Origin of the sequence: Treponema zioleckii (assembly GCF_014737315.1) — a bacterium.
Taxonomy (GTDB): Bacteria; Spirochaetota; Spirochaetia; order Treponematales; family Treponemataceae; genus Treponema_D; species Treponema_D zioleckii.
The window spans coordinates 60,040-84,108 of record NZ_JPUF01000004.1 but is presented as its reverse complement, the minus strand read 5'-3'; the positions used below and the strand labels follow the sequence as shown (position 1 = coordinate 84,108).

General features: G+C 36.7%; 26 protein-coding genes and 1 tRNA gene. 11 read left to right on the top strand and 16 right to left on the bottom strand.

All coding sequences use genetic code 11. The annotated features are described in order from the left end of the window. The 8 genes from JI65_RS02425 to JI65_RS02390 form a co-directional block, all read left to right on the top strand. Positions 1-777 (top strand): restriction endonuclease subunit S (locus JI65_RS02425; protein WP_191013782.1); only part of this gene is annotated, 777 nt, incomplete at its 5' end. After that, entirely contained in the window at positions 774-1,346 is a 573-nt protein-coding gene (locus JI65_RS02420) for a hypothetical protein (RefSeq protein ID WP_191013781.1), read from the top strand. The genes JI65_RS02425 and JI65_RS02420, both read left to right, overlap by 4 nt. Before the next feature lie 267 nt (positions 1,347-1,613). Continuing rightward, the gene (locus JI65_RS02415) at positions 1,614-2,102 is read left to right on the top strand and encodes a hypothetical protein (RefSeq protein WP_191013780.1); all 489 of its coding nucleotides are present in this window, start codon (positions 1,614-1,616) and stop codon (positions 2,100-2,102) included. Beyond that, entirely contained in the window at positions 2,095-2,466 is a 372-nt protein-coding gene (locus tag JI65_RS02410) for an ASCH domain-containing protein (protein WP_078931878.1), read from the top strand. The genes JI65_RS02415 and JI65_RS02410 overlap by 8 nt, the downstream gene beginning before the upstream one ends. Positions 2,467-2,683: 217 nt before the next feature. Beyond that, positions 2,684-3,955, top strand: a complete 1,272-nt coding sequence (locus JI65_RS02405) for an AAA family ATPase (protein WP_191013779.1) — start codon at positions 2,684-2,686, stop codon at positions 3,953-3,955. A 2-nt stretch (positions 3,956-3,957) separates the two neighbouring features. Then, on the top strand, positions 3,958-4,509 hold the full coding sequence (locus tag JI65_RS02400; RefSeq protein WP_191013778.1) for an RloB domain-containing protein: 552 nt from the start codon (positions 3,958-3,960) through the stop codon (positions 4,507-4,509). Positions 4,510-4,756: 247 nt separating this feature from the next. Beyond that, entirely contained in the window at positions 4,757-5,929 is a 1,173-nt protein-coding gene (locus JI65_RS02395; protein ID WP_191013777.1) for an ATP-binding protein, read from the top strand. 12 nt (positions 5,930-5,941) lie between these two features. Continuing rightward, positions 5,942-9,184, top strand: coding sequence for a type I restriction endonuclease subunit R (locus tag JI65_RS02390; protein WP_191013776.1), 3,243 nt, complete (start codon positions 5,942-5,944; stop codon positions 9,182-9,184). A 154-nt stretch (positions 9,185-9,338) separates the two neighbouring features. Here JI65_RS02390 and JI65_RS02385 read toward each other — a convergent pair whose 3' ends face one another. Beyond that, positions 9,339-10,292 carry an SH3 domain-containing protein gene (locus tag JI65_RS02385; RefSeq protein WP_191013775.1) on the bottom strand — a complete coding sequence of 318 codons (954 nt, stop codon included), beginning with the start codon at positions 10,290-10,292 and terminating at the stop codon, positions 9,339-9,341. Between the two features lie 198 nt (positions 10,293-10,490). Between JI65_RS02385 and JI65_RS02380 the strand changes: the two genes are divergently transcribed. Further along, positions 10,491-10,928 (top strand): DUF6678 family protein, encoded by a 438-nt coding sequence (locus JI65_RS02380; protein WP_191013774.1) that lies wholly within the window; start codon positions 10,491-10,493, stop codon positions 10,926-10,928. Positions 10,929-10,982: 54 nt separating this feature from the next. On the opposite strand, the gene JI65_RS02375 is transcribed toward JI65_RS02380, so the two are convergent. Beyond that, on the bottom strand, positions 10,983-11,432 hold the full coding sequence (locus tag JI65_RS02375; RefSeq protein WP_191013773.1) for a hypothetical protein: 450 nt from the start codon (positions 11,430-11,432) through the stop codon (positions 10,983-10,985). Positions 11,433-11,523: 91 nt separating this feature from the next. Here JI65_RS02375 and JI65_RS02370 point away from each other — a divergent pair, with 91 nt between their 5' ends. Continuing rightward, positions 11,524-11,706, top strand: a complete 183-nt coding sequence (locus JI65_RS02370; RefSeq protein ID WP_191013772.1) for a hypothetical protein — start codon at positions 11,524-11,526, stop codon at positions 11,704-11,706. Here the strand turns inward: JI65_RS02370 and JI65_RS02365 are convergent. The 3 genes from JI65_RS02365 to JI65_RS02355 all read right to left on the bottom strand — a co-directional run bounded on the left by JI65_RS02365 (position 11,703) and on the right by JI65_RS02355 (position 13,172). Further along, positions 11,703-12,221 (bottom strand): hypothetical protein, encoded by a 519-nt coding sequence (locus JI65_RS02365; RefSeq protein ID WP_191013771.1) that lies wholly within the window; start codon positions 12,219-12,221, stop codon positions 11,703-11,705. The two genes, JI65_RS02370 and JI65_RS02365, sit on opposite strands and share 4 nt — an antisense overlap. A gap of 68 nt (positions 12,222-12,289) precedes the next feature. Then, entirely contained in the window at positions 12,290-12,463 is a 174-nt protein-coding gene (locus tag JI65_RS02360) for a hypothetical protein (protein WP_191013770.1), read from the bottom strand. Positions 12,464-12,653: 190 nt separating this feature from the next. Further along, a complete protein-coding gene (locus JI65_RS02355) occupies positions 12,654-13,172 on the bottom strand; it encodes a hypothetical protein (protein ID WP_191013769.1) in 519 nt (172 codons plus the stop codon). 603 nt (positions 13,173-13,775) lie between these two features. On the opposite strand from JI65_RS02355, the gene JI65_RS02350 reads away from it, so the two are divergent. Beyond that, positions 13,776-14,711: a hypothetical protein gene (locus JI65_RS02350; RefSeq protein ID WP_191013768.1), complete on the top strand. Its 936-nt coding sequence runs from the start codon at positions 13,776-13,778 to the stop codon at positions 14,709-14,711. Positions 14,712-14,830: 119 nt separating this feature from the next. Here the strand turns inward: JI65_RS02350 and JI65_RS02345 are convergent, their stop codons facing one another. The 11 genes from JI65_RS02345 to JI65_RS17730 form a co-directional block, all read right to left on the bottom strand. Beyond that, positions 14,831-15,115 carry a hypothetical protein gene (locus JI65_RS02345; protein WP_191013767.1) on the bottom strand — a complete coding sequence of 95 codons (285 nt, stop codon included), beginning with the start codon at positions 15,113-15,115 and terminating at the stop codon, positions 14,831-14,833. 423 nt (positions 15,116-15,538) lie between these two features. After that, positions 15,539-15,871 carry a hypothetical protein gene (locus tag JI65_RS02340; protein WP_242457137.1) on the bottom strand — a complete coding sequence of 111 codons (333 nt, stop codon included), beginning with the start codon at positions 15,869-15,871 and terminating at the stop codon, positions 15,539-15,541. A 26-nt stretch (positions 15,872-15,897) separates the two neighbouring features. Further along, positions 15,898-17,553, bottom strand: coding sequence for a DUF2828 family protein (locus tag JI65_RS02335; RefSeq protein WP_191013766.1), 1,656 nt, complete (start codon positions 17,551-17,553; stop codon positions 15,898-15,900). Between the two features lie 149 nt (positions 17,554-17,702). Further along, positions 17,703-17,774: transfer RNA gene (locus JI65_RS02330), tRNA-Ile, on the bottom strand. A 209-nt stretch (positions 17,775-17,983) separates the two neighbouring features. Then, positions 17,984-18,964 (bottom strand): calcium/sodium antiporter, encoded by a 981-nt coding sequence (locus JI65_RS02325; protein ID WP_191013765.1) that lies wholly within the window; start codon positions 18,962-18,964, stop codon positions 17,984-17,986. Positions 18,965-19,296: 332 nt separating this feature from the next. After that, on the bottom strand, positions 19,297-20,553 hold the full coding sequence (locus tag JI65_RS02320) for an esterase/lipase family protein (RefSeq protein WP_191013764.1): 1,257 nt from the start codon (positions 20,551-20,553) through the stop codon (positions 19,297-19,299). 15 nt (positions 20,554-20,568) lie between these two features. Then, entirely contained in the window at positions 20,569-20,730 is a 162-nt protein-coding gene (locus JI65_RS02315; RefSeq protein ID WP_191013763.1) for a hypothetical protein, read from the bottom strand. A gap of 180 nt (positions 20,731-20,910) precedes the next feature. Beyond that, positions 20,911-21,429, bottom strand: a complete 519-nt coding sequence (locus JI65_RS02310) for a hypothetical protein (protein ID WP_191013762.1) — start codon at positions 21,427-21,429, stop codon at positions 20,911-20,913. A gap of 3 nt (positions 21,430-21,432) precedes the next feature. Beyond that, positions 21,433-22,557 carry an XAC2610-related protein gene (locus tag JI65_RS02305; protein ID WP_191013761.1) on the bottom strand — a complete coding sequence of 375 codons (1,125 nt, stop codon included), beginning with the start codon at positions 22,555-22,557 and terminating at the stop codon, positions 21,433-21,435. Between the two features lie 29 nt (positions 22,558-22,586). Then, complete coding sequence (locus JI65_RS02300) at positions 22,587-23,873, bottom strand: hypothetical protein (RefSeq protein ID WP_191013760.1); 1,287 nt, start codon at positions 23,871-23,873, stop codon at positions 22,587-22,589. An 83-nt stretch (positions 23,874-23,956) separates the two neighbouring features. After that, on the bottom strand, positions 23,957-24,043 hold the full coding sequence (locus JI65_RS17730) for a type II toxin-antitoxin system RelE/ParE family toxin (protein WP_422822271.1): 87 nt from the start codon (positions 24,041-24,043) through the stop codon (positions 23,957-23,959). Positions 24,044-24,069: the final 26 nt, after the last annotated feature.

The following is a 24,069-nucleotide window of genomic DNA, read 5'->3' as shown; positions in this document are numbered from 1 at the left end:
CAAAAACTTCCCCCTCTCCCCACCCAGCAAAAAATCGCCGCCATCCTCTCATCCCTCGACGACAAAATCGAACTGAACAACAAAATAAACACCAACCTCGAACAGCAAGCCCAAGCCCTCTTCAAAAACTGGTTTGTAGACTTCGAACCATTTGGCGGCAAAATACCGGAGGGGTGGAAAGTTGGAAAATTGTCGGAGATTGGTACTATAGTTGGTGGTAGTACACCATCAAAAGCAAAAAAAGAATATTACACGAACAAAGGAATTGCTTGGATAACACCTAAAGACTTATCAAATGACAAGTCAAAATTTATTTCTCATGGTGAGATTGATATTACTGAATTAGGTTTTAAGAATAGTAGTGCAATAAAAATGCCAAAAGGAACTGTATTATATAGTTCAAGAGCGCCTATCGGCTACATTGCAATTTCAAAGAATGAAGTCACAACAAATCAAGGTTTCAAATCTGTAATTCCAAATCCAAATGTTGGAAATGCATATATCTATTATTTCTTGAGGAGCAATTTTGAATTAATTGATAACATGGCATCTGGCTCAACTTTTAAGGAAATATCAGGTACTGCAATGAAAAATGTTCCTGTTTTGATTCCTGATGATAAGAGTTTGTCATCGTTTCAGAGTTTTTGCAATCCTGTTTTCACCGAACAAGAAAAACTCGAAGCTGAAAATAAAAATCTAGCAGAAATCCGTGATACTTTATTACCAAAGTTAAAGGCGATATTCGAAATTCCATATTTAATTGCTATATGGATATGAAATCTGAAAAATCATTTGAAATCTTAAACAGAGAAAATGAAAAAGATGAAAAGTTTTTATTATCTCCTATAAAAAAGCAAGAAAATTTATCTCCTGATAATGGAATTATAACAACTAAAATAGAAGTTAAAGAAATTGCAAGTTCTGAACTCAAAGGCGAGACTATTAAAAAGAAGTATCTCCGTTTCAGAATTGAAAATTTTGATATTAATAAATTCGTAATAACTGAAGATTCGGAAAGTAAAATTTTCGAGAGTAGTTTTATGATAAATAAAATTATCGATTTTAGGTTTAATGACTATCGTATCTTGGAATCTGACAAAATTCAAAATTACAAACTCAATGAAGATACATATACAAAAATACATTTCTTTTATATGACTGATGCATTGGAAGATATATCTATATGTAATGACAAATATGATGTTCGTTTTTTGGAAAGAGAACTGTGGGATAATTATTTAGGAATACCAAAAAGAAAAAAAGATATCCTTGTTTATCATCTAAAAGAAACAAGTAAATCGAATGCTTCTTTTTTTGATAAAATCACAACAAGAAAAAACTTCTAAACCTCATTTGCTATTTTATGCTTTTGTTGTTTTGGATTTAGCAGTTTTGGCTAATAACATATTTTCGATTTTACCGATAATTAAGATACCAAACCAAATAAATTGGAAATGCTTTATTCTAACAACTTTAACTGCAATAATTACGCCTTTTATTATAATTGGGATTAGCAAGTTGTTTAAATTTTTGAAGAAAAGACTTAGGAAATAAAAATATATCTATTCATTTTTCCGGATCCGTGATAAACTATCTTAATAGGGAGGATAACTATGGTTTGTAATATTAAAAGAATCACTGCCGTTGATTCAAAAATAGACTCAATCTTTAGCGAACTCTCATTTTTGCGAACAGAATATCCTGATTTTTACAGTTGGTTTTATGATAAAGTAGTTCCAGAACTTTCAAATGGTTCTCGTGAAGTATTTATTGCACAAACACCTTTAAGTTTTGGAAAGGTAAATGGAGTTTTAATTCTTAAGAAGAATTGCTCAGAAAAAAAAATCTGTACACTTTATGTCGATAAAGAAAGTCGATTGAATGGTATTGGTCAGCGGTTTATAGATATTGCTTTCAATGAACTCGATACAGATAAACCATTGATAACAGTTTCTGATAATCGAATTTCGGATTTTTCTAGACTTCTAAAAAAGAATAATTTTGAAATTGTAGATTCTTTATCAAATTATTATTCAGAAAATCATGTTGAATATACATTTAATGGACATTTATATCTTCCTGAGAATGTAAAATATGCTTAATGCTATTTTCGCGATAAAGCCGAAATATGTAGAAAAAATTTTTTCTGGCGAAAAACGGTTTGAATTTAGATCTACAGTCTGTAAACAACAAATCAATAAAATTGTAATTTATGAAACTTCTCCTATAAGTAAAATCGTAGGAGAAGTTTCTGTTTCCAAAGTCTTAAAAGATACTCCAGAAAATATATGGCTTAAAACTAAAGACTATGCAGGTATTGATTATGATTCATTTATGAATTATTTCAAAGAGCGTAAATTTGCTTTTGCATATGTTTTAGAAAATCCTACAAGATATGAAACTCCAAAATTTTTATCTGAATATAATATAAAATCTGTTCCACAAAGTTTTGTTTATTTGAAATAAGTCAAAGCAGGCGTTGCGGGCGGCGTTTGAGCCCGCAGAAGGGGTAGCGGACAAGCCAACAAAGCGGAGAGAATCGGCACTGCTTGCAGGGGCGATTCGTGGAGCGACTTGGCTTGGGAGCAAGGGGAAGGCCTTCCCCTCCTTTTTGCATAAAAAATCTTGCTTTTCACCTGTGAAAATGCTATATTTGTAATAATTTTACAAATATAGGTGTTTTATGGTATTAAAATTATCTTTAAGTAACTTTTATTCAATTAAAGATACTCTTACGGTAGATTTTGAAGCTGCTCGTATTTCTACAGCAGCAACAAAAGAACTGTCTGATAATGTATTTACTCTTGGTAATAAAAAATATCTTAAATCCATTGGAGTATTTGGTCCTAATGCATCTGGAAAAACAAGCATTGTAAAAGCCTTATCATTCTGCATTTCTTTAATTCTTGATTCTTATAGAAACAATGAAGGCGTTAGATTTACTTTTATGCCTTTTAAGTTTGACGGCTATCACGAAAAACCTAGTACATTCAGTATCAATTTTATTTGTGATGGTACGGAATACGAATATTCTTTTTCGCTTAATCGAAAAGAAATTATTTCGGAAAGCCTTTATTATTATCCGGGAAAACGAAAAGCAAAAATCTTTGTACGTAAAGAACAGGTCGGAAAACCTAAGTCTGAAATCTATAGTTTCGGTGACGGATTCTTTGTAAAACCTCTTGATGTTGCTCAAAGTACTGGACGAAATACGCTCTTTATTAGTCGTGCTTCTCAGATGGACAGGGAGCTTGCAAAAAAGATTTATACATTTTTTATGCAAAACCTTCTTGTGAACATTCCCTTAATTCCAAATGACTACGCGGTAAACCTCTTTAATACAAATAAGCCATTGCTCCTACAGGCTCTTAAAATGGCAGATAGTGATATTATTGATATTGAAGCAAAAAAAGAAAAGGTTACAGTTCCTGTTATGCCGGCATATTTGACTTCAAGAAGAGAAGTTATTTCAGGAATGCCTGCCATGCAGACGGAAACTTATATACGATTTCTGACTTCTCACAAAAAGAATCCTGGAATTAAATTTGATTTGGAGATTGAAGAATCATCTGGTACGGTTCACCTTTTTTATATGCTTCTGGCACTTCTTGATGTCTGCAAACATGGCAAAACACTTGTTATTGATGAATTTGATTTGAGTCTTCATACAGAACTTGCAGAGTTTATTATAAATCTTGTTCATGCGTCTAAAAATGCCCAGATACTCTTTACAAGTCATAATACAAATCTTATTAGCACAAAAAAATTCCGCAAGGATCAGATTTATTTTACAAATAAAAAAGAGGACGCTTCTACAGATTTCTATTCTCTTTTTGATTTTAAGGACTTCCGTGAAAACATGGATGCCGAAAAAGGTTATCTGCAGGGAAGGTTTGATGCAGTTCCTTATGTGTCATCTTCTGTTGAATCAATTAAAAAACTGTTTGGAGAGTGATTATGCCAAAGAAAAGTCGACCAAACAGAAAAATGAAACCTGTAATCCTCGTTTTGTGTGAAGGTGAAACAGAAGAATGCTATATTGATTTTCTAAAACAGAAATATCGTTTACCTATAAAAATTGTTTCTAAAATTGTAGGAAGTAAAATTAATACAAGACTAATCAGGCAATATAAAAAAGAACTGGCAATAACAAACTCAGAAAACATTAATTGTTTTTTAATGTATGATGCAGATGTCCAATCAGTTGTAGATAATCTTAAGACCTGCGAAGAAAAACTTTTATTATCTCGCCCTTGTATTGAAGTTTGGTTCTTAGCGCATACTCAAAGAGTTCCTGACAAAACCATTTCTAGTGAAGAATGTGTAAATTTACTCAAAAAAGAAAATCCGTGGAAAGACTATAAAAAAGGGAACCTTTCATTTGAGCAACAGGAACTATTATGGGAAAACCGCATTTCTGCCAGCCAAAATATAAAGCAGGAACAAAACTCGGACAAACCTTTTTCTATGATGAAAGATTTTATTGATCTTCTTGAAGACAGTAAATAATTTTTTTTGATTTTGCACAAATCATGCAAAATCAACGCAAAAACACCATAAATCAAGCAAATTTCTTCTACAGTTTGACCTTTTTGAGCCAATCTGTATTTTTAGTTTTTTCTTCAAAAGTAAAATAAAAAAGTCTTAAAATTTGATAATTCTTTTCGACACATCGAAACAAATTGCAAAAAGACAATTTTAGTTCGTTTCAACCGTACAAGTTGCATTATTTTTCATTCTAGTCTATTATATACGTATGGTAAAGCGAGAAAATTGGCTTAAGAAAATCCGTCCTTTTTATGAAAGTGAACTGATAAAGGTAATCATTGGGATTCGTCGCTGTGGAAAGTCTGTTGTTCTCAGGCAGATTTATGATGAAATTCAAGCTGATGCCAGCCACAAAATCTACATCAATTTTGAAGATTTGCAGTTTGCAGCCTTAACAAATGAAACTGAACTTTATGCCCATGTAAAAAATCTTATAAGAGATGACAAGAAGTATTATCTCTTCTTTGACGAGATTCAGAATGTTGCGAACTTTGAAAAAGCAATCAACTCATTCAGGCTTTTGAACACAAGCATTTTTATTACAGGTTCAAATGCAAAATTGCTGTCCGGAGAACTTGCTACACTTCTTTCCGGCCGTTATGTTTCATTTAGAATTATGCCTTTCAGTTTTAAGGAATGCCTTGAAATTCAGAATATAAAATCTGCTGATGAAAACGCATTTATGGATTATGTAAAATGGGGCGGAATGCCTCAGCGTTTTGCAATGAAAACTGATGAAGAGCTTCGGGTGTTTTTATCAGATTTATACAATTCAATCGTGCTGAAAGATATTATCTCACGCTACAAGATTCAGAATATCGATTTACTGAACAGAATTTTTGAGTATCTTTCTGTAAATATGTCGCAGCTTTTTTCGGGCACTAACATCGTGAATTACTTAAAATCTCAGGGTCGTGATTGCCCAAAAGAATCTTTGTATAATTATCTTTCTTTCATAGTTAATTCATGTGTTCTGAACAAAGCTCCTCGCTATGACATTCAGGGGAAAAAATCTCTTTCAACGTTGGAAAAATATTACCTTGCAGATGTAAGTTTTAGTCGTATTCATTCTGCAAAGCTTGATATTGGTGCAAGTTTAGAAAACATAGTGTACAATGAATTATTGTGTCGTGGTTATGAAATAAAAATCGGTATCTTAAAAAATGCAGAGATTGATTTTATAGCACAAAAAGGCGATGAAAAGTTATATTTTCAAGTCTGTTACCTTCTTGCCACTGATGAAACTGTCCAGCGTGAATTTGGTGCATATTCAAGCGTAAAAGATAACTATCCTAAGTACGTTCTTTCTATGGACAAGTTTGATTTTTCGCGTGACGGTATTATTCACAAGAATATAATTGACTGGCTGATGGAAGAATAAGGAGAATTGTTTATGTCCGATTACAACGAAGAAGCCTATGAAAATGCTCTGATTGAGTTGTTCCAGAATATGGGGTGGGAGCATGTTTATGGGCCTGATGTTGAACGCGACTGGCATTCTCCACTTTATGATTCTGTACTTGAAGATTCTATCAGGCGTCTTAATCCGAAGGCGGCACCTGCTGCGATTGAAGAAGCACTTCTCAAACTCCGACATTTTGAGAATGCTGAGCTTACAAAGAAAAACGCCCTTTTTATGGAATATCTGCAGAATGGTATTGAAGTAAGCTACCATCAAAACGGTGAAACTAAATCTGACATAATCTACATTGCCGACTTTGAAAATGCCGGAAAGTCTGGCGATAAAAACTCTTACATTGTTGCTAATCAGTGGACGTTTATAGAAAACTCGAACAAACGCCCGGATATTCTTCTTTTCCTGAACGGACTTCCTGTCTGTCTTTTTGAATTGAAATCTCCAAGCCGTGAACAGACTGATGTTAGCGAAGCATACACACAGATTCGCAATTACATGCAGGAAATTCCTTCCATGTTTATTTACAACTGTATTTGTGTAATGAGCAACCAGCTTACAAGTAAGGCGGGAACCATTACAAGTGGTGAAGATCGCTTTATGGAATGGAAGACAAAAGACGGAAATATGGAATCCAAGGCCTTTGCCGATTTTACAACTTTCTTTGAAGGTATTTTCCAAAAAGACCGCCTGCTGGACATCATCAAAAACTTTATCTGCTTTAATAATGATGGAATCAATTCATATAAGATTCTTGCAGGCTATCATCAGTATTTTGCAGTTCGAAAGGCTGTTGAACGTACAAAGCTTGCAGTAAGCGGCGATGGTAAAATCGGTGTCTTCTGGCATACTCAGGGCTCCGGAAAATCGCTTTCAATGGTTTTCTATGCACACCTTTTGCAGCAGGCAATTGATTCGCCGACAATCGTTGTTATTACAGACCGCAATGATCTGGATAATCAGCTTTATACTCAGTTCTGTAATTGTAAAGATTTCTTACGTCAGGAACCGGTTCAGGCAGAAAGCCGGGAACATTTGAAACAACTTCTTGAAGGACGCAAGGCAAACGGAATCATCTTTACGACTATGCAGAAATTTGAGGAAAGTGATGAGCCGCTCAGCGACCGAAAAAATATTATCGTAATGGCAGATGAAGCTCACCGCGGCCAGTACGGACTTACAGAAAAAATCAAAACCAGCCGCGACGAACAAGGAAATCTAATTGCTCATAGAACAATCGGAACCGCACGAATAATCCGCGACAGCCTTCCTAATGCAAGTTATATTGGATTTACAGGAACTCCAATTTCGCGCGAAGACCGAAGTACCATAGAAGTCTTTGGTGACTACATCGATGTTTATGATATGACACAGGCTGTTGAAGATGGAGCAACCCGTCCTGTTTATTACGAAAGCCGTGTTATCAAACTCAAACTTGATGATAAAGTTCTAGCCCAGATTGATGCAGAATACTCTGCGCTTGCTCAGAATGCAGATGAAGAAGTAATCGAAAAGAGTAAGCACGAACTTGGCAAGATGGAAGAAATCCTTGGTCATGAAAAAACAATCAACTCTCTTGTTGATGATATCCTTAATCACTACGAAAACGAACGCCAGTATTTGTATACCGGTAAAGCAATGATTGTTGCCTATAACCGTTCTATCGCAATGAAGATTTTCAATCGTATTCTGGAATTGAGGCCATCTTGGGCGGGAACAACTTCACAGGTTACAGTCGGCTCAAAGCAGATTACAGTCCCTGGTGACGATGCCCGCGTTGCCGTTGTAATGACAGAAAGCAACAAGGATCCGGAAGAATGGCGTGCAATAATCGGAAACAAACACCGCAAGCAGGAACTTGCGACACGCTTCAAAGACAATGACAGCCCTCTTAAAATTGTAATCGTTGTTGATATGTGGCTCACCGGTTTTGACGTTCCTTCCCTTGCAACCATGTATGTTTACAAGCCAATGGAAAGCTACAACCTTATGCAGGCAATTGCCCGTGTAAATAGAGTCTTCAAAGATAAGGAAGGTGGGCTTGTTGTTGATTACGTTGGAATCGCAAGTGCTCTCAAGCAGGCCATGAACGACTACACCGTACGCGACCGTCAAAACTATGGCGAAATGGATGTTGCAAAACGTGCCTTCCCTAAGTTCCAGGAAAAACTCGAAATCTGCCGAAACCTTTTCTTTGGTTACGATTATACTCCATTCTACGAAGGCTCAGGCTTACAGCGCGGTATGACAATCAGCGGGGCTGTAAACTTTATTGTCGCTCCAGATAAGGAAGAACAGAAACAGGCATTTATAAAAGAAGCCTTAATGCTCAAACAAGCACTTTCACTTTGTTCTTCAATGGTAAAAGAGCACATGCGTCTTGAAGCTGCCTTCTTTGAATCTGTCCGCGTTCTTGTAATGCGTATTTTGTATAATCCATCTGGCAAGAAATTCTCCCTCAAAGAAATCAACGACCGAATAAACGAACTTCTCAAACAGTCTGTAAAATCTGATGGCGTCATAAACCTTTTCTCTGATGTTGGCGAAAAAGTAAATCTCTTTGATCCAACCTTCCTTGAAAATATTTCAAAGATGAAAGAGAAGAACCTCGCTGTTGAAATGCTCAAGAAATTGATTGATGAACAGGTAAAAGTTTACAAACGCACAAACCTTGTAAAATCAGAAGCCTTCAGCGAACTCATTCAGCAGACTTTGAACCGCTACCTGAACGGAATGCTCACCAATGAAGAAGTAATTCAGGAACTTTTGAAACTCGCTAAAGAAATGCTTCATGCAAGCGAAGAAGGAAACAAGCTCGGATTAACTGATGAAGAACTTGCTTTCTATGATGCGCTGACAAAACCTGAAGCTGTAAAAGATTTCTATTCAAATGAAGATCTCGTAGCTCTTACAAAGGAACTCACTGAAACACTCCGTAAGAACAAAACCATCGACTGGCAGAAAAAAGAAACTGCCAGAGCAAGGATGCGAATGATTGTTAAGAAGCTTCTGAAGAAATACAAATATCCACCAGAAGGTCAGGAAGACGCATTAAAAACCGTAATCAGCCAATGCGAACTCTGGACAGATAATGTTGCTGATTATGAAGATAATTCATCCGAAAATCTCTTTGGCAAGGCTGATAAAACCGTTCAATATGAAGTACCAAATGACTATGGAACATTGAAAGTTGCGGAACCAAATCAAGATTACGGAAAATAATTGCAATTCTGTAAATAAAGAAAGATGCAAAACATTTCCTCAGTTCTTTTACCATGGGTAGCCCCTGTGTTTTCCCAAACTAGCAAAGGCAAAATATCAACCTAAAATTTATTTATTGGCTTTTCATATTTTCCATATCTCCCCAAAATTTCTACTAGCGCAAGCTGTCTGCGTTTTTTTGGTGCTCCGCCATAATCGGATTCCAATAGTCGTGATAGTTTTTCTCAAAAGCCGTGTTCTTTGCAGAAATTCCGGCTTGAATCGCTGTTTCCAAAATTGAAGAATCTGAAAATTTATTTTCGGCATAATAGTTTATCAAAGTTTTTTTGCCGTCATAAATTGCGTAACAACGTTTGTCTTTGAACAGATATTTTCCCATCATTTTAGGAAAAGTAAGAGTTGCAAAAAAATCCCACAAATAATCATTATTGCAAAATTTGCGCCAATCATCAGGAAAAAAATATCCGTCAGCAAAATTAAATTTTACGTTGCCTTTTGGAAGCAAAGTTATTTTTTCGGTCATATTTCTATATTTTTTTGAATATTCCAGCCTGAACGAAATCACATTCGCATTTTTGATTGTAAAAAAATCAACCGCCTCGTCATAATGACTAACTGCATAGTTGTCTTCATTCAAAATTACCAAATTGCCATCAACAAAAAGTCCGTCTTCAATAAAAGCGTCTCCTCCCATCTCCCAATTAAAATGCCAATAATTATTTTCAAGATACGCTTTTACTTCCGCAGAATTGCGAGGCACTTCAAATACGGGCGGCTCGCTAGACAAATATCCGCCGAAAACCCAACCGTATTCCGCTTCCTCGCCTTTCCATTCATAACGCGGAATCAAAATTTCTACCCACGGAGCTGTTATTCCGTCAATTGTTTCTTCTTTTCCGATTGCCACAACCTTAACAGGAAATCGATAAGAAAGACCGCAAAGTCTGTTCGACTTGAGAGAAGGATAATCCCGAACCTTTAGACCAGAATCAGAATTTACATACATTGTGTCAATCACTTTTCCGTTTTCATAAAAACGCGTCGTTTCGGCAAAAGTCTCTGCCAGCGCAAAAAGCACTAAGCAAAAAGTCAAAATAAATTTTTTCATAAAATCGATTATATCAGATTTCAAAGAAAACGCATTTCAATTCTGCACTTCAGAAAGAAAATTGAAAGTTTCCCAGGCGGCTACAAAAGCGCGTCATTGGCGCAGTCTTACAGAAAGTGCTAAAATATCGTTATAAAAATCAAGTACAGCGTGTGTCGGGGCACGCCAGCACCAGAGCAAGAACGAATGCAAGATTTTATGGCTGAAACTGAAAAATACAAGGCAAAAATCAGAAAAATAATTCAAGAGGAAGGTTTATGTTCCGTTATGAACAATACAAAATGGGCGGAATTAAAAAAGGGTATATCCGAATTGCCGTTTCTTCCGCCATTTGTAATAAAATCTGTGGATGAGCAGGAAACAGACTGGCATAATTTTGACAAGGATGAATATAATAGCTGCGATTGGGGCTTGTACATGGACAATTATCTGGGCGGAGACATTTATGCCGTTCCCTTTTATGCTGTGGAATATATAAAGATTCGGCCTCGTTTGCTAAAAGTTCAGGGGCGGCTAATCAAAGACAAAGTGATTGACGAAACAGAGGCTTTTCTTTCCGTCCTGAAAAAATATAATATTCCATACGATGAGCAGAGCGGAACGTATATTATTTACGGCTACCGCAGAACAAAGTAATTATTGACTACATTGATAACCTTTTCATGGCAATATGAATCACGAAGCTTAAAATCAACGCTCAGTTTTACCGAAGAGTTCTTCGAGCTTGGATTTTGCCAAAGCTGCTTCAATTTTTTCTGGCACGATAAACACCAAAACGCCCACAACCAGAAACGGAAATGGTAAACTCAAACTATGCTCTTTGATGGCTTCATTAATGCAAATGCCGCCAACTGCAATAAACAAAAACCATTTAATAAATCTGATAATAAGTGGTTGGGCTATTTTGATGTGGACTTTTGAGCCGTTCTCTGTTTTCTCAATCGAACCGTTAACTTCTGGCAAGCCTGTATTTCGGTAATGAATGTTGCGTCTGATTTTGAACGAGTTTTCAAGAATTTTGCCGTTAAAATATTCGCCATTATTTGGATTTAAGATGCTTGTTCTAAAATCGGACGTGTTTTGTTCGATGATTTTCAAAATCTCATCTTTTAACAGTTTTGATTCAATCGTAAATTTCATTTTCCTACCATTTTTTCGACACTTCTCGTGCCCGACACGGGAATCTTACTAGGCTAAAAACAATTCAATCGCGCAAATCGCAAGGCAAACAATGTTTATCACAAATCCACCTCGATTGAGCTTTTTGCTTTTGTTTTGCATTTTTGCTCCGCTCGCAATCCCGATTACAGAGAGCGCCAACGCAGGAATGGAGCAAACATCTTTAGCCACAATCAAAATCAGCGTAGCGATTGCGATTGTGAACGACGGCGCAATTCGGGCAGGCTTGGCTTAAGCGTCGCTTTTTTGCTCATTTATTCGATTTTGAATATCGGCAATCAAAAAGCCGCAAGCAGTCCAATACAAAGCATAAATCAGCAAATACGAAAGAAAAGTCGTTTTGGGACGAACCCCATAAAACAAGTATTTTGCCCAAAACTGCCAATCTGCAGAGAAAAACCAGCCTGTCAAAAACGGCGGAAGCACAATGCTGTCGTTGAAGCTAAGAGCAAAAGTGAGTGCAAGATAAACAATTACGGCAATTTTTAAGCCTTGGAGTTTTTTCTTGTCGTTGATTTTCGGCAGCTTGGCACAGAGCACAATAAAAGCCGCAATTGTCACAAAATGTAGCAACATCAAAATAAAGCCATAGCTTACTGAGATGTTGACAGTTTCAGAGCCTTCTTCAATGTGTCTTTCCGTCAAAAATAGCTTGATGTAATCAAACACATTACGTATTGCTTCAAGCACAAGAACGATGAAAAATAAAAGTTGTGTTTTGTTGATTTTTTTGAATAGTTTATTGAGCAATTTTATGTTCTCCATTTTATTCGTCAATCAATTTTTTTTGGATTCTGAAACTTTTTTTATGTGATTTTCTACAAACTGCAAACTATTGCCCAATTTTTGAAGAACAGTTTGTATCCTCCGTCGTTCCATAATTGCAGGAATTCATCATAAGTGTAATATCTGTTTCCTGCTTTGCAAGTTTTGTCAACAATCGTTTTACGCTGATTTTCTGAACTTTTGTCCTGCATTGAATCATAAAGCATAAAATTATTCACTGTTTGCCGGTAAAATAGATTTTTGTTCATTTTTAAGTAATATGTATCGTAAAAAAAGTTATTTCCATTTGGAATAAATGAAGGTATTGCCCTGCCAAAACAAAGTAAAAATATTGAAAAAGCCAGAATAAACACTAAAATAGTTTTTAAAATTTTTCTTTTTGTCATTTTTCTTTCACTAAACAAAGTTTTTTATAAAATAGACCAATTCTTCTCTGCTTAAAGTCTGACAGCAATAAGAGCCATCATCTTCTACATCAGAAAAGACTTTTATTTTAGGAGCAAACTTTTTTTCATAAACGATATCATACAGTCCGTAATTTTTTCGTATGAAAATTTCAGCACCATTAATTATGGCAAATCCATCTTTTGCGACAATCGCATGTAAATCGTCTCTTATTTTTTCAAGAAGATTTCCTTCGTCCAAAAATGAAATTTTATAATTTTCAGCATAACTAGGTGCATTTTCCACTTGCTTCAAGTTATTTTTACAATAATCTTCCACCAATTTATTTTCTTCAAGGTTCATTTTAGAAACTTCGTATTGAATCTGATTATTGTATTTTCTGTATTCAAATTTTACGCCGTTAACAAAAAAATCCATTCCATTCAGCGCTATAAAACTTTTCTCAGGATACAGACGGTTCTTTTTTAAGAATTTAAGAAAATCAATATTTTCATCAAATTCATTTATCAACAAAATTCGCGTTTTTGTGAATTTTACATATAAAAAATATAGATTCAGAATTGGAATGCGTTCAAATAAACAATACCACCCAGAATGATTCAAATCATGGAAACGCAGCATTTGAAGCTGCAAATATTTATAAGCAAAAACAAAACTTCCAAGATACCCGATTACCAAAAATAAACGGAAATGAAAAAGAAAAAGACACGATTACAGAAAAAGCCCAATAACTGATATAGCCCGCAAGCATATTTATTTCTATTTTTTTATACCGCTTTTTGCTAATCCGGCCATGCGTATTATAAACTACTATACCCATAATTATTAATGAAAGAACAAGTGAAATTATTTTTTTCAAATCCATTTTTTTACCTATCCTGCAAAACCGCAAACTTTAATAACAAAAATTATAGTAAAACGAATGATTCCCGTGCAAGCAGTGCTGAACGGTGTGCTGGCGTTTTTTATTTTTAGCGGCGCAAAATCGCCATAACCAGCAAAGTTTCTGCAAAGTCTATAAATATGCCGTAAACATGGCAAGAATTGAGTTTTCAGAGAAAAATCTGATAAAATAAACGCAGATTTTAAAACTGAAGCTCAAGGAGTTTAAAAATGAAACTAAAATCTTGCCTCTCGATTTTTTTAATGTCAATTTTATTATTTGACGCAAGCGCAGCAGGAATAAGCCTAAAGGCAAAGAAAACTAGGGAAACAAAAGTTGAACCGGTTTCCATCGAAAAAATATCCGCCGTCGCGGAAGGAGAAAACGGAGAATCCAAGGAACTTGAAGGCCTGGGATTTATCTTTGAAATAACAAAACTAAAAAAGAATGACAAAAAATTATACATTCAGGAACTGCGGGATTTTAAAATTGACGGCAAAAGCTATGCGGCCTTCACAAGTGAAAATCTCGGACTTAAAATTGAACCGCAGACCGTGCTTGTAGACTCAAGCAAATTCATTGAACAGAATCCGTATAAAAAAAATATCGTAAAGAATAAAAAATCAGGAATCATAATGCAGACTGCAATTTACGGAGCCGAACTTCCGTCAAGCGGAAAAGTAAGCGTAACGGCACAAATCGGCTGGGCTGGACTGAATGAAGAGCAGACCGACGGTGTTGACGGAAAAATAGAAGATTTTGTATTTGAATTTGAACTTTCATCACTAAAAAAATCAGAGAACAATTCTGGAATCAGCAAAAATGAAAAGAAAGAGCTTCTAAAACAAATCAATGATTTTAAAAAAGACAAAGATTTATCCCTGGAAAATTTAAAGAAATATTCTTACATCATTGACTTTGCTTCAAAAAACGAAACCGTAAAAATCTCGATTGATTCAAGCTGCCTGCCAAAAGAAATCATTTCCAGTGAATACGCTCCGCTTTTCGTTCTTGCCTATGTCTGTGGAAATCTCGAAAAGCAGCTTGTTTCCGGCAATTACGAAAATTCCCCAAAAGAAGGAATCGATTTTGAACGTCTGAAATACCGGCAGCTCAAGGAAACGAACAGCGAGATAAACTTTCCATTTCTAGAAGACGCTCAGTAAAGTTTTTTGTAGAAGCGGAGAAAAGCTCTCTCCGCTTCGGACAGAACTTTCATATCCACATTTCCGCCTTTCCCATTGGGCTTTTCTCAGTGCAAAAGCGCCCTCACCGGTAATTTTTGTCAGTTAAAATTACAAAGATAAAAAGAATCTTCTATTTTTGTGATTCTAATAAGAGAACCGCCAAGCAAACTTTTGTAAGCCCGAAATTCATTCAAATTTCCCGCTTCGTATGAGGAAACGGCTGCATCAAGATTATTGGCAGGCGAATATACTACAGCAGACCATGAGCCCAAGAATCCTGGGTCCCACTCGTATGCAATACAATTTTCATCATCAAGCCTTATACGGTCGTTCATTTTTCCTGTTGATTCATATTCAAAAACAGCTTTCTTAATCATTGGCATTTTTATTACAAGGGCTATTTTCTCTGGAATGTTGATTTTTAAAATTTATCTCAGAGCAAAAAATGACCAAAATGAAAGCAACAATTTGAATACCTATTTTTCGCTTTTGCCTTTTCTTGCATAAAAAAAGCAATTATGGAAAGCGAAATTAGAACGTAGACAATAAGAAGAAAGAGATTAAAAAAAAATAGCAAGCGCGCCATATTCAAATTCAAGAAAAAAATGAAAAAAGGTTAATAAACAAAAACGATGAAATTAAACAATATCAAAACCATTTTTATTTTCCCCAAAAAAACGCGATTGCATAAAAAGCGAGTATCTTTCTCTTTGTGTTGAACATGTTTTTATTCCTCTTATGAGCCTTTGTTATGGCAAAAAACTAGAATTCAAAGAAATCGTACAAATAAAAGCTGTCTTCTGATTTTAGAATTGCTTTTTGTATTCTTCCGAAATGGATTCTACAAAACTGCTTTTCATTCCGTTCCAGCAATCGTTATATTTGTTTGATTTATAAAAAAGTTCAAAGGCTTTGTCCTTTTTGTCTTTGTATTCCTGCAAAGAATATTCGCCTTTGCTTATCACTTTTCCATCGGTGATTTTTATCAGAATATATTTTTCGTACTCCGACAAATAGTCGCCATGAACATATTTTACCATTTTGCCTTGCGGGACAATTAACATTCCAGAATAAAAATCGCATAAAAACGGTTTGTCGCTTCCGAACAGATCCAGCACATAGAAATCAAAACCCGACATTCGCCCATTGATTTTACAGTTTTTGTTTAGCAGGCCAATCTCAATTTTTCAAACTCAGAATACGGTTCGAGCATCTGGAGCATAAAGTCATACGGAGTCATCACTTTTAAGTCACCTGAAATCACGTTCTCAAAGATATTTGCCGACGCACCGCTTACAAGCTTTACGCCTTTTTCGTTCTGCGTTACCGGCAAATGCGTGCTTCGGGCCGCAACGTTCCAGAACACGATTTCTGGAAGCTCATAGCCAGCTTCTTCAAACTTCTTCTTATAGTGCTCAAAAGTAGATTCAACAGAAGAACAGCAATATGAACGGTCAAGAAACGCTCCGCTTAAACTCTTGACTAGTCCGTTTGCAGCGTTACCAGAAATTGTCACCGCTGCATCAAATTCCATATCAGAAATAATCAGGATTCGCTCAATCCTTTCTTCTTTTGGAACATTTGCCGATTTTGACACATCAAGAATGAGCTGGTAAACCTTTGCGATGTCCGTATTCGAAATGTCATCGAACTTTTTGATAAAGTTCAGCTTCTTTTTTAGAGTGTCACAATTTTCGGGAATCTGAATCAGTTCTGGATTTGCGCTAAAAGTGATAAAGCTGTTTTTATACGCGCCGCCTAGTTGCTCAGCAAAAAGCAAAGCCAGCGATGTTGCTACGTTGATTGGCGAAAAATCGCCCGGACCGTACATTGAGCCAGATCCGTCGCGAACTACGATTGTCCTTGAATCAAACATTCCGCGCTCAAGGCTCTTCCAACTGGCTTCCAGCGGAAGTTCCTGCTCTGCCGTGAGCGGAGCTACATTCCATCTGTTCATAAACGGCGCAACAATCTGGTATGGGTAGAGAGTTTTCGTGTTGAGTTTTACCCTCTCCTCTTCTGGAATTTCCTCACCGCGGGCAAGTTTTGCTCGTTGTTCAACAACTTTGCTCAAAAAATCCCTGTAGCGTTCCTCGTCGTTCCGAAGAAAAGCCTTTCTGTAGCGGAGCATCGCTTGGCTCGGTTGCTTTGAATAGTCAAAGGTGTAATCTTTTCGGCGAAGGTTGTCTTCAATGACTTTGATTTCCTTTCGAAGTGCGGAACACAACTTGCGGTATTCAACAGCCTTCATTCCAAGAGCCGACATCAGTATTTTTGCGCGGGAAACGCTTTCTTTTGACGACGTATTAATAGAAGGAAGCCATTTTCCAAGAAGGCTCACAGCCACCGTTCCGTTCGCATAATCTTTCGAATCGTCAGTCACTGAGCTTGTCGAAGCGCAAATTGCTTTTTTATCCTTTTCAAGCTGATTCTTAATCAAAGCGATTGCTTCGTCCTTTACAGGAGTTTCAAACAGAACAAGAAGGTCGTCCCAGCGGCCATATTCAGGAACTGCATAAACCACTTGCTTAGCCATCTCTGGATAAAATTGGGCCAGCTCCTTCAAAAGCACCCGGAAACTGTTTCTCTCGCCAAGTCCACCGCGGATATTTCTCATGTAAAAAAGAATCTTGATTGCGAGTACAGGATTTTCGGCGTAAGCCTTTACAAAAAGTTTTTCCAAATCAGAAAGATTTTTTCTCATGCCACCGCACAAAGAGAAAAAATCAAGACAAGCCGAACCCGAAGATTTATAGGCAAGGTCGCCGTTCTCAGTCTGGGTGCGGTTCAAAAGTTTAGAAATTACTTGCAACGCATTCATGTTTACCTCCAAAAAAAATTGCCGCCAGCAAACAAGATTCTTTTATGGAATCGAACCATTTTAAACCAATTGATTGCTGTTTAAATCTTTAAATTTTACTGACGGCAAAATGGTTGTTTTGCAAGATACCAATGTGCTATGGGCACATTCAAACGAGACGGGATTTGAACCCGTAGACTTCAATCCATTGGACTGACGCTTAACCAATTAGCTACTCATTCAATTGCTGTTTGTATCTTTCAGCCAAAACAAGGCACATTTTTCATTGCGCTCTACCAACTGAGCTACAGTCCAAAGGACTGGCAGGGGTCGAACCTGCGACACACAACGTTGGAAAAGGTTTGCTGTTAGTGCCTTTATGTTTTTTAGTTTACATAGATTAATTAGAACAATCACGGAAAAAATGGTGCGAAATGCAAACATCATTAGTCTATCTTAAAATTGCAAAAACAGTGGACGCTACATAGCACAAAAGCATAACGATTCCTTCCTGACGGGCAATCTGTTTTTTTGAGAGCGAGAAAATCCATGAAATAATCGTCACAAAAACCAATATTGCCATATCATAAACGGAAGCCACGTTTACGGAAATCGGTTTGATTGCAGCCGAAACGCCAAGGATAAAAAGCAAATTAAAAATATTCGAGCCGACTACGTTTCCCACGGCAAGTGAAGTTTCGCCCTTCCGTGCGGCCACAACAGAAGTGACCAATTCTGGAAGCGAAGTTCCGATTGCAACGATTGTAAGCCCGATTAAAGTTTCGCTCATTCCGAATGCACGGGCAATAGCCTGAGATGAATAAACAACGCCTTTTCCGCCAGCGATAATCAGAGCGAGACCGACTAGAATGAACAGACAAGTTTTCCAAAGCGGAATTAGGGAATTGTCATTCTCATCTTTGGTAGGATTTTTGCGAGTTTCAACCACAAGATGCACGATATAAAACACAAAAACAAGAAGCAAAATGATTGCAAGCGTTCTATGAACAAAACCTGCATTGTCATTCATTTTTAATCTAAAAAAGTCATTGCAAAAAACAGAGGAAAAAGAAGAAATTACGAAAACTAAAATAGAAGAAATAATTGAAAGCGGAAAATCGCGTTTAAGAATAGCTCCATCAACAGGAACTGGATGAATTGCGGCACAAACTCCCAGAACTACAAGCAGATTGAAAATGTTAGAGCCGACTACATTGGAAAGAGCAATTTCACTCGCGCCATCAAAAGCGGCGACCGTGCTAACAGCTAGTTCCGGCAAACTCGTACCGAACGCAACAACCGTAAGTCCGATAATGACACTCGGAATCTTAAAAATTTTTGCAAGAGCGGAACTTCCGTCAACAAAAAAGTCCGCGCCTTTTACAAGTGCAACAAATGCGATGAGTAAAACCGCAAAATTCAAAAAAAGCATAATGCCTCCGGTATGTCTACAAAAAAAGCGAGGCTTTTCCTGCAAACATAAAAAATGGATAATCCATTAAGTTGCAGTAAAAGTCTCGCTTCTTAGAACATATTCCGGAAAAGCTGTAAGTCACACTTACCGCGCTCTTCGTGATGACGAAAAAATGTCGCAGATGGAAAATCCATCGTGCAAGCTACTCCCTTGTTACTTGACCATATATTAGCAGGAAATAAAATTCAACTCAAGGCTTTTGCCGGATGCCCGTGGAATGAAAAAGTTTTTTTCTCCAGCAAATTATTAAGAGTTGTTCCACGGCAAAAAGTAAGATTGCGCAAACTTTATCAAAGTCCCATGTCTTTTAGTTCACGGACAAGACCGATATAAAAATCCCTAATCGTTTTTGAGCCGGCAGGCAAATTTTCACTTTCTTTTATTTCAGGATTTGTGCGATAGCCGTCAACTTCATGCGGGTGAGAAATACCGAAAAATCCCCGCCCCTCAATTGTACCACGGAATTTTCCCCATTGTGCCGATTCCACCGAAACAAGCCCGTCATTTGCTCCATCAGAAAAACTGATCACAAAATTCAAGAGCCACATAAAAATGTCGCTGAACGGATTTTTCATTTTTCCGGCAAAAGATTGATATATAATAGAAGGAAAATCCACAATTTCTTTATTGAAACGCTCCATAAAAGATGCGCGGAACTGCTGTGTCGTTTCAAAAAAATCAGGCTTTTTGTCTCCGAGAATTCTGAACCAAAGATTTACAAAAAAGGCGCAGAATTTAAAAAATCTGTTTCCCAAAATTGAATAGAGAGAATCCATAGTTTTTAAACCATGATTCGGCGAACTTATCATCGTAAGAGAAGCAATCTTATCCGAAAGACCAAGTTTTGCAATTGCATACCGAACATCAATTCCGCCTTTGGAATGGGCTATTACATTAACTTTTTCAGAACCGGTCTTTTCAAGAACGATTTTTAGGCTGCTTGCAATTTGATTTGCGGCATTTTCAATATTCGCCCAAGCGTCATGCCCGCTGTAAAATATAGCAGAGCCATGCTCCTCAAGAATTTCTGGAATCGTCCCCCAATAATTAAAAAGTTTTCTGTCCCGAAATCCAGTTCCGTGAACAAGCAATACAGGGTACTTTGTTTTGCAGTCATCAAACAGCGACTCTGGCGGGATTTTTCCAAAAAGCCGTAAGACCTCGTTTTTTGCTGGCTTCCAATAATTTTTTACAAAAAATACTGATAGTAGCAAATACAGAATTCCAGTTAGAATGGAAATTACCAATGCAGCGATATAAAACGTGTTGTTCCTGACAGATTCTGAGGAATTTATTAAAAAAGCGATGGAAAGCGATATAACTAGAAAATTTAAAACTGCAAAAGAAATCTTATAAATCCATTTAATTCTGATTCCCACAAAAAATGTAAAGACATTGAATCCCCAAAAAGTCCACATGAATGCAATTACAGGGAATGCCAAAATTCCAGCATGAAAAAGCATCAGCACCAATGAAAAACTGACAAATGAAAAGACAAAAAATTCAATTAAACTTGCAATCAAAGCTTTTTTTCTTAATGATTTCATTTTTATTTTCCTTTTTTAAGTATTTTTATATTCAACCGTATCCAGTTCTTTTACCGTGAAGTTTGAATCAAGATTTTTGATGAATGCCGTCGTCTCAGAATAATTCCTGATTTTTCCCTGAGAAAAAACATTCTGTGCAAGAACAAAAACCGCAATCAGCAAAAATATTTTTTTCATAAACAATTCCGTTAAAATCATTTTTAATTCGCTCAAACAAATTTCCGTCATCCCCTTAAAAAACTTATAATTCTTTAAAACACAAAATAGGATTTTAAGCACATATAATTTTACATTTGCATCAACATAGTTTTAGAATGTGAAAACGTCAACATATTCAAGTAAGGATTTCAGTGCAATTTATATATTTTCCAATCTGGGCAGAGGAATATTCAAGTCATTTATCATATTTATAAAAGTCTCACCTGCAAAACTGATTGTATTTTCATGCGAAAAATAAATTAAACCAGACAAATCGCCTGTAAAGAAATAATCTTCAGAGTATCGGTCTAAATCAAATTCTTTTGATTCCATTACATAATATCTGCTGCCATCAACTTCGTATTCCAATTTTTCATACAGCAAAATATTTAATTTTTGTATTTTCTGCTCTAATATTTTTTTATATTTTGAGTTGATTAATTCAGTTGTGCAATAAGAAATAATAGGTTCTTTTATTGGCTTTTCAATTAACGGATACCAATAATACTGATTTGTTAAATTATATTTTTTATCTCCTTGATTCCAAAGAATCATGAAGTCGTCTTCTTTTACAGCGGGAAGAAGGGTTCCGTCAGTCCTAAAAAAGGAAATGTCATTTGCAAAAGCCGATGCCCCGCAAACAAGAATCAGCATGAAAATCAAAATCAGTTTTTTCATTTTTTATTCTCCTTTGTCTTCACCTGTGCAGCCTGCAAAAATCAGTGCACGCTTCCACCGCTCCGGAAGTTTTTCAAACGGAATTACAGCCGGGTCTTTTAAGTCCCAGTCGGTAAAGGCATCGGAATATTTTTCATTTTCGGAATACAAATGCAAGACTGAATTATAATAAAGGCTTCCTGTTTTTATGTATTTTTCATTTTCTTCATCGTATTCGTAAATGTAATGCGAAAAATTGCCGGTTAAGCCTCTCGTGTATAAAACTCTGTCGATTTCATTGCATTTTACGTCAGCCGGGCAAATACCTTCCCAGCACGAAGGATTAAAATCATACCGTTCATCGCGCTTGTTCCAAAGATATGCGTCATAATATTGATGTTCATTTTCTGTGCAGCCTGCAAAAATCAGAATGTCGTCATAGCCGTCAAAGTTCAAATCTACAAGTTCAAAGTGCTTTTTTGAAATCCCGATAGATTTTGGCTCAAAACGCTCTCCTATTCCGAACAGCCCGTGCGGATTTTCGCCGTAAACGTATTCCAGATTCTGAATGAGTTTGCCATCTTTGCGAACTTCAAGGTGCATGATTTTGTCTTTAATCGGTTTGTCATAATCTGAATCTTGGCAGGTGACTTTTGGCAGAGAATTGTAGCCACCGCCGGAAAGCCGCTCCATTTTTTCCGCGCCAAGCCTGCTGATTTTTATGGCCGGCTCAATGTAAAATTCATCATCCCCCTGGGAGACAACACCGATATCGTCGTTCCCGATGCTTCCGTATACTTTCCAATTGCTTTGCACCTTGTACAAAACCGGATCGTTTTCATACGGATAGAACGTAAAGAAAAAAGTATCTTCAGTGTCCCACTTTCCGCCGCCCCAGTTGTACTTAATGCAAAAACCTTCGGCTGTCTGCTCAAACTTCGGCTCACCAAAAAAACGTATGTCAGATTCAGTATGCGGAAGCCTTAATTCCCAGTTTTCATCGTTGCACGTAATTATTGCCCAACATCGTGAAACCGTATAATTTGTCTTCTGCTCCTCACGATATTCAAGATTAAACGAATAGTGAGCTCCGGCAAACGCAGAAACACCCACAAAAATCATTGTAAAAATCAAAATCAGTTTTTTCATTTTTTACTTCCGTTTTTTATAAAATCAATTTACTCTTTACTAACCCGTTTGTCATAAAGATACGCCGAATCGTGCTGGAATTCCGCACGGATTTCTTTGCTTAAAACATCGGCAGTTTCCATAATCTCAACAATTCCATGACGGCAATGACCGCACCTTGTTTTGTATGCAAGCAAAAGCGGTTCAAGGCATTCTTTTGTAATGTTCTTTTCGTAAATACATTGGACTGTGCCTACAGCATAGTGAAATTTTACTTCGTCTTTTGTGCGCTTTATTTTCCTGACGATTTTTACAGCATCGCCTTCGCGGTAATTGTTTATGAGCAGCTGCAAATAAAAATAACTGTATTGATCTGAATCAAGGGCTTTTTGCGCAATCGCACGAATTTTGTCAGAAGAAAAATAGTCAAGGCAGTCAACAAGCCTTTCATTGAACCAAGAATTTTTACGCAGAGAAAATTCGTCGATTAAATCCTGCTCGCTGTAAGGGTAGCGACTGTGCTTTACGCTAAAAATATCAAGATAAAGCAGTTTTTCTTTCTGCGTCCGTGCTTTTTTAAATTCATCTGCAAAATAGCAAACTTCTTCATGCGAAAGATTCATGCAAGCTCTCCACGGAACCATCTTTTTATTGGCAATGGCTTCTTTTGCAACTTCAAAAGCATGGGTTTTATATCTTTCCCATGTTTCCGAGGGTTTTCTGGCCTCGTCTTTGTTTACTGCATCAAGATATGCCTTTATGTCGCTGTCATTTTTTGAAAGCTCGGTCAGCTGTTCCTTAACTTCGTCACGCTTCATGCCGGGAACACAACACATATTGCTGTCGTCCTCATACCATTCATCACCGGATAAAAGGATTTTCCCGATTCTGTGGGCAAGGCGAACCATTCCGTCAAAGCCGTCAAGCATAAGAATGGAATCTTTCGGGAACTGCCAGAGTTCGTCGCGGGAACAGGTATCAAACCGTTTGCGGAGTATTTCGCCAAATTCGCTGTCGTATTCTTTTGAGAGAAGAGCTGCAATCTTAAAAAGCTGATCAACATCCCAATCCCAGTCAATTTTAATTTCTAAAAGCTGCTTTTTTATTTCCGCAAAAACTTTCTGACGTTGTTTTTCTTCAAGCTCGCGGATAAACTGAAGCGCATAATCGGCGCGGTCGCCTTCAATTTGAGGGTCAAAACCGTAATTGTGAACAGCAAGGTCTACAATCTGCTTCGTAAAGTCAATTTTTGGATTCTCTTTGAAAATAAAATATGCTCGGCCGTTTCCAATTTTTGCCTGCTTCATAAATTCGCGTTTAATTTTCCGTACCGTCATTTTTTACTTCCCCATTCATCAGAATTTTCGTTTATCAAATCAATCAGTTGTAAAAGATTTTACAAGTTAAAATCAAAACTCCTTCACGGTGTCAAACGCTGTTTTGCAAGCTTAATTTTTTCCTTTGGCGTTTTCTGTGTTTTTTTAACAAAAATAACACCAACTACAATAATTCTGCCAGCCGAATATTTGAGTT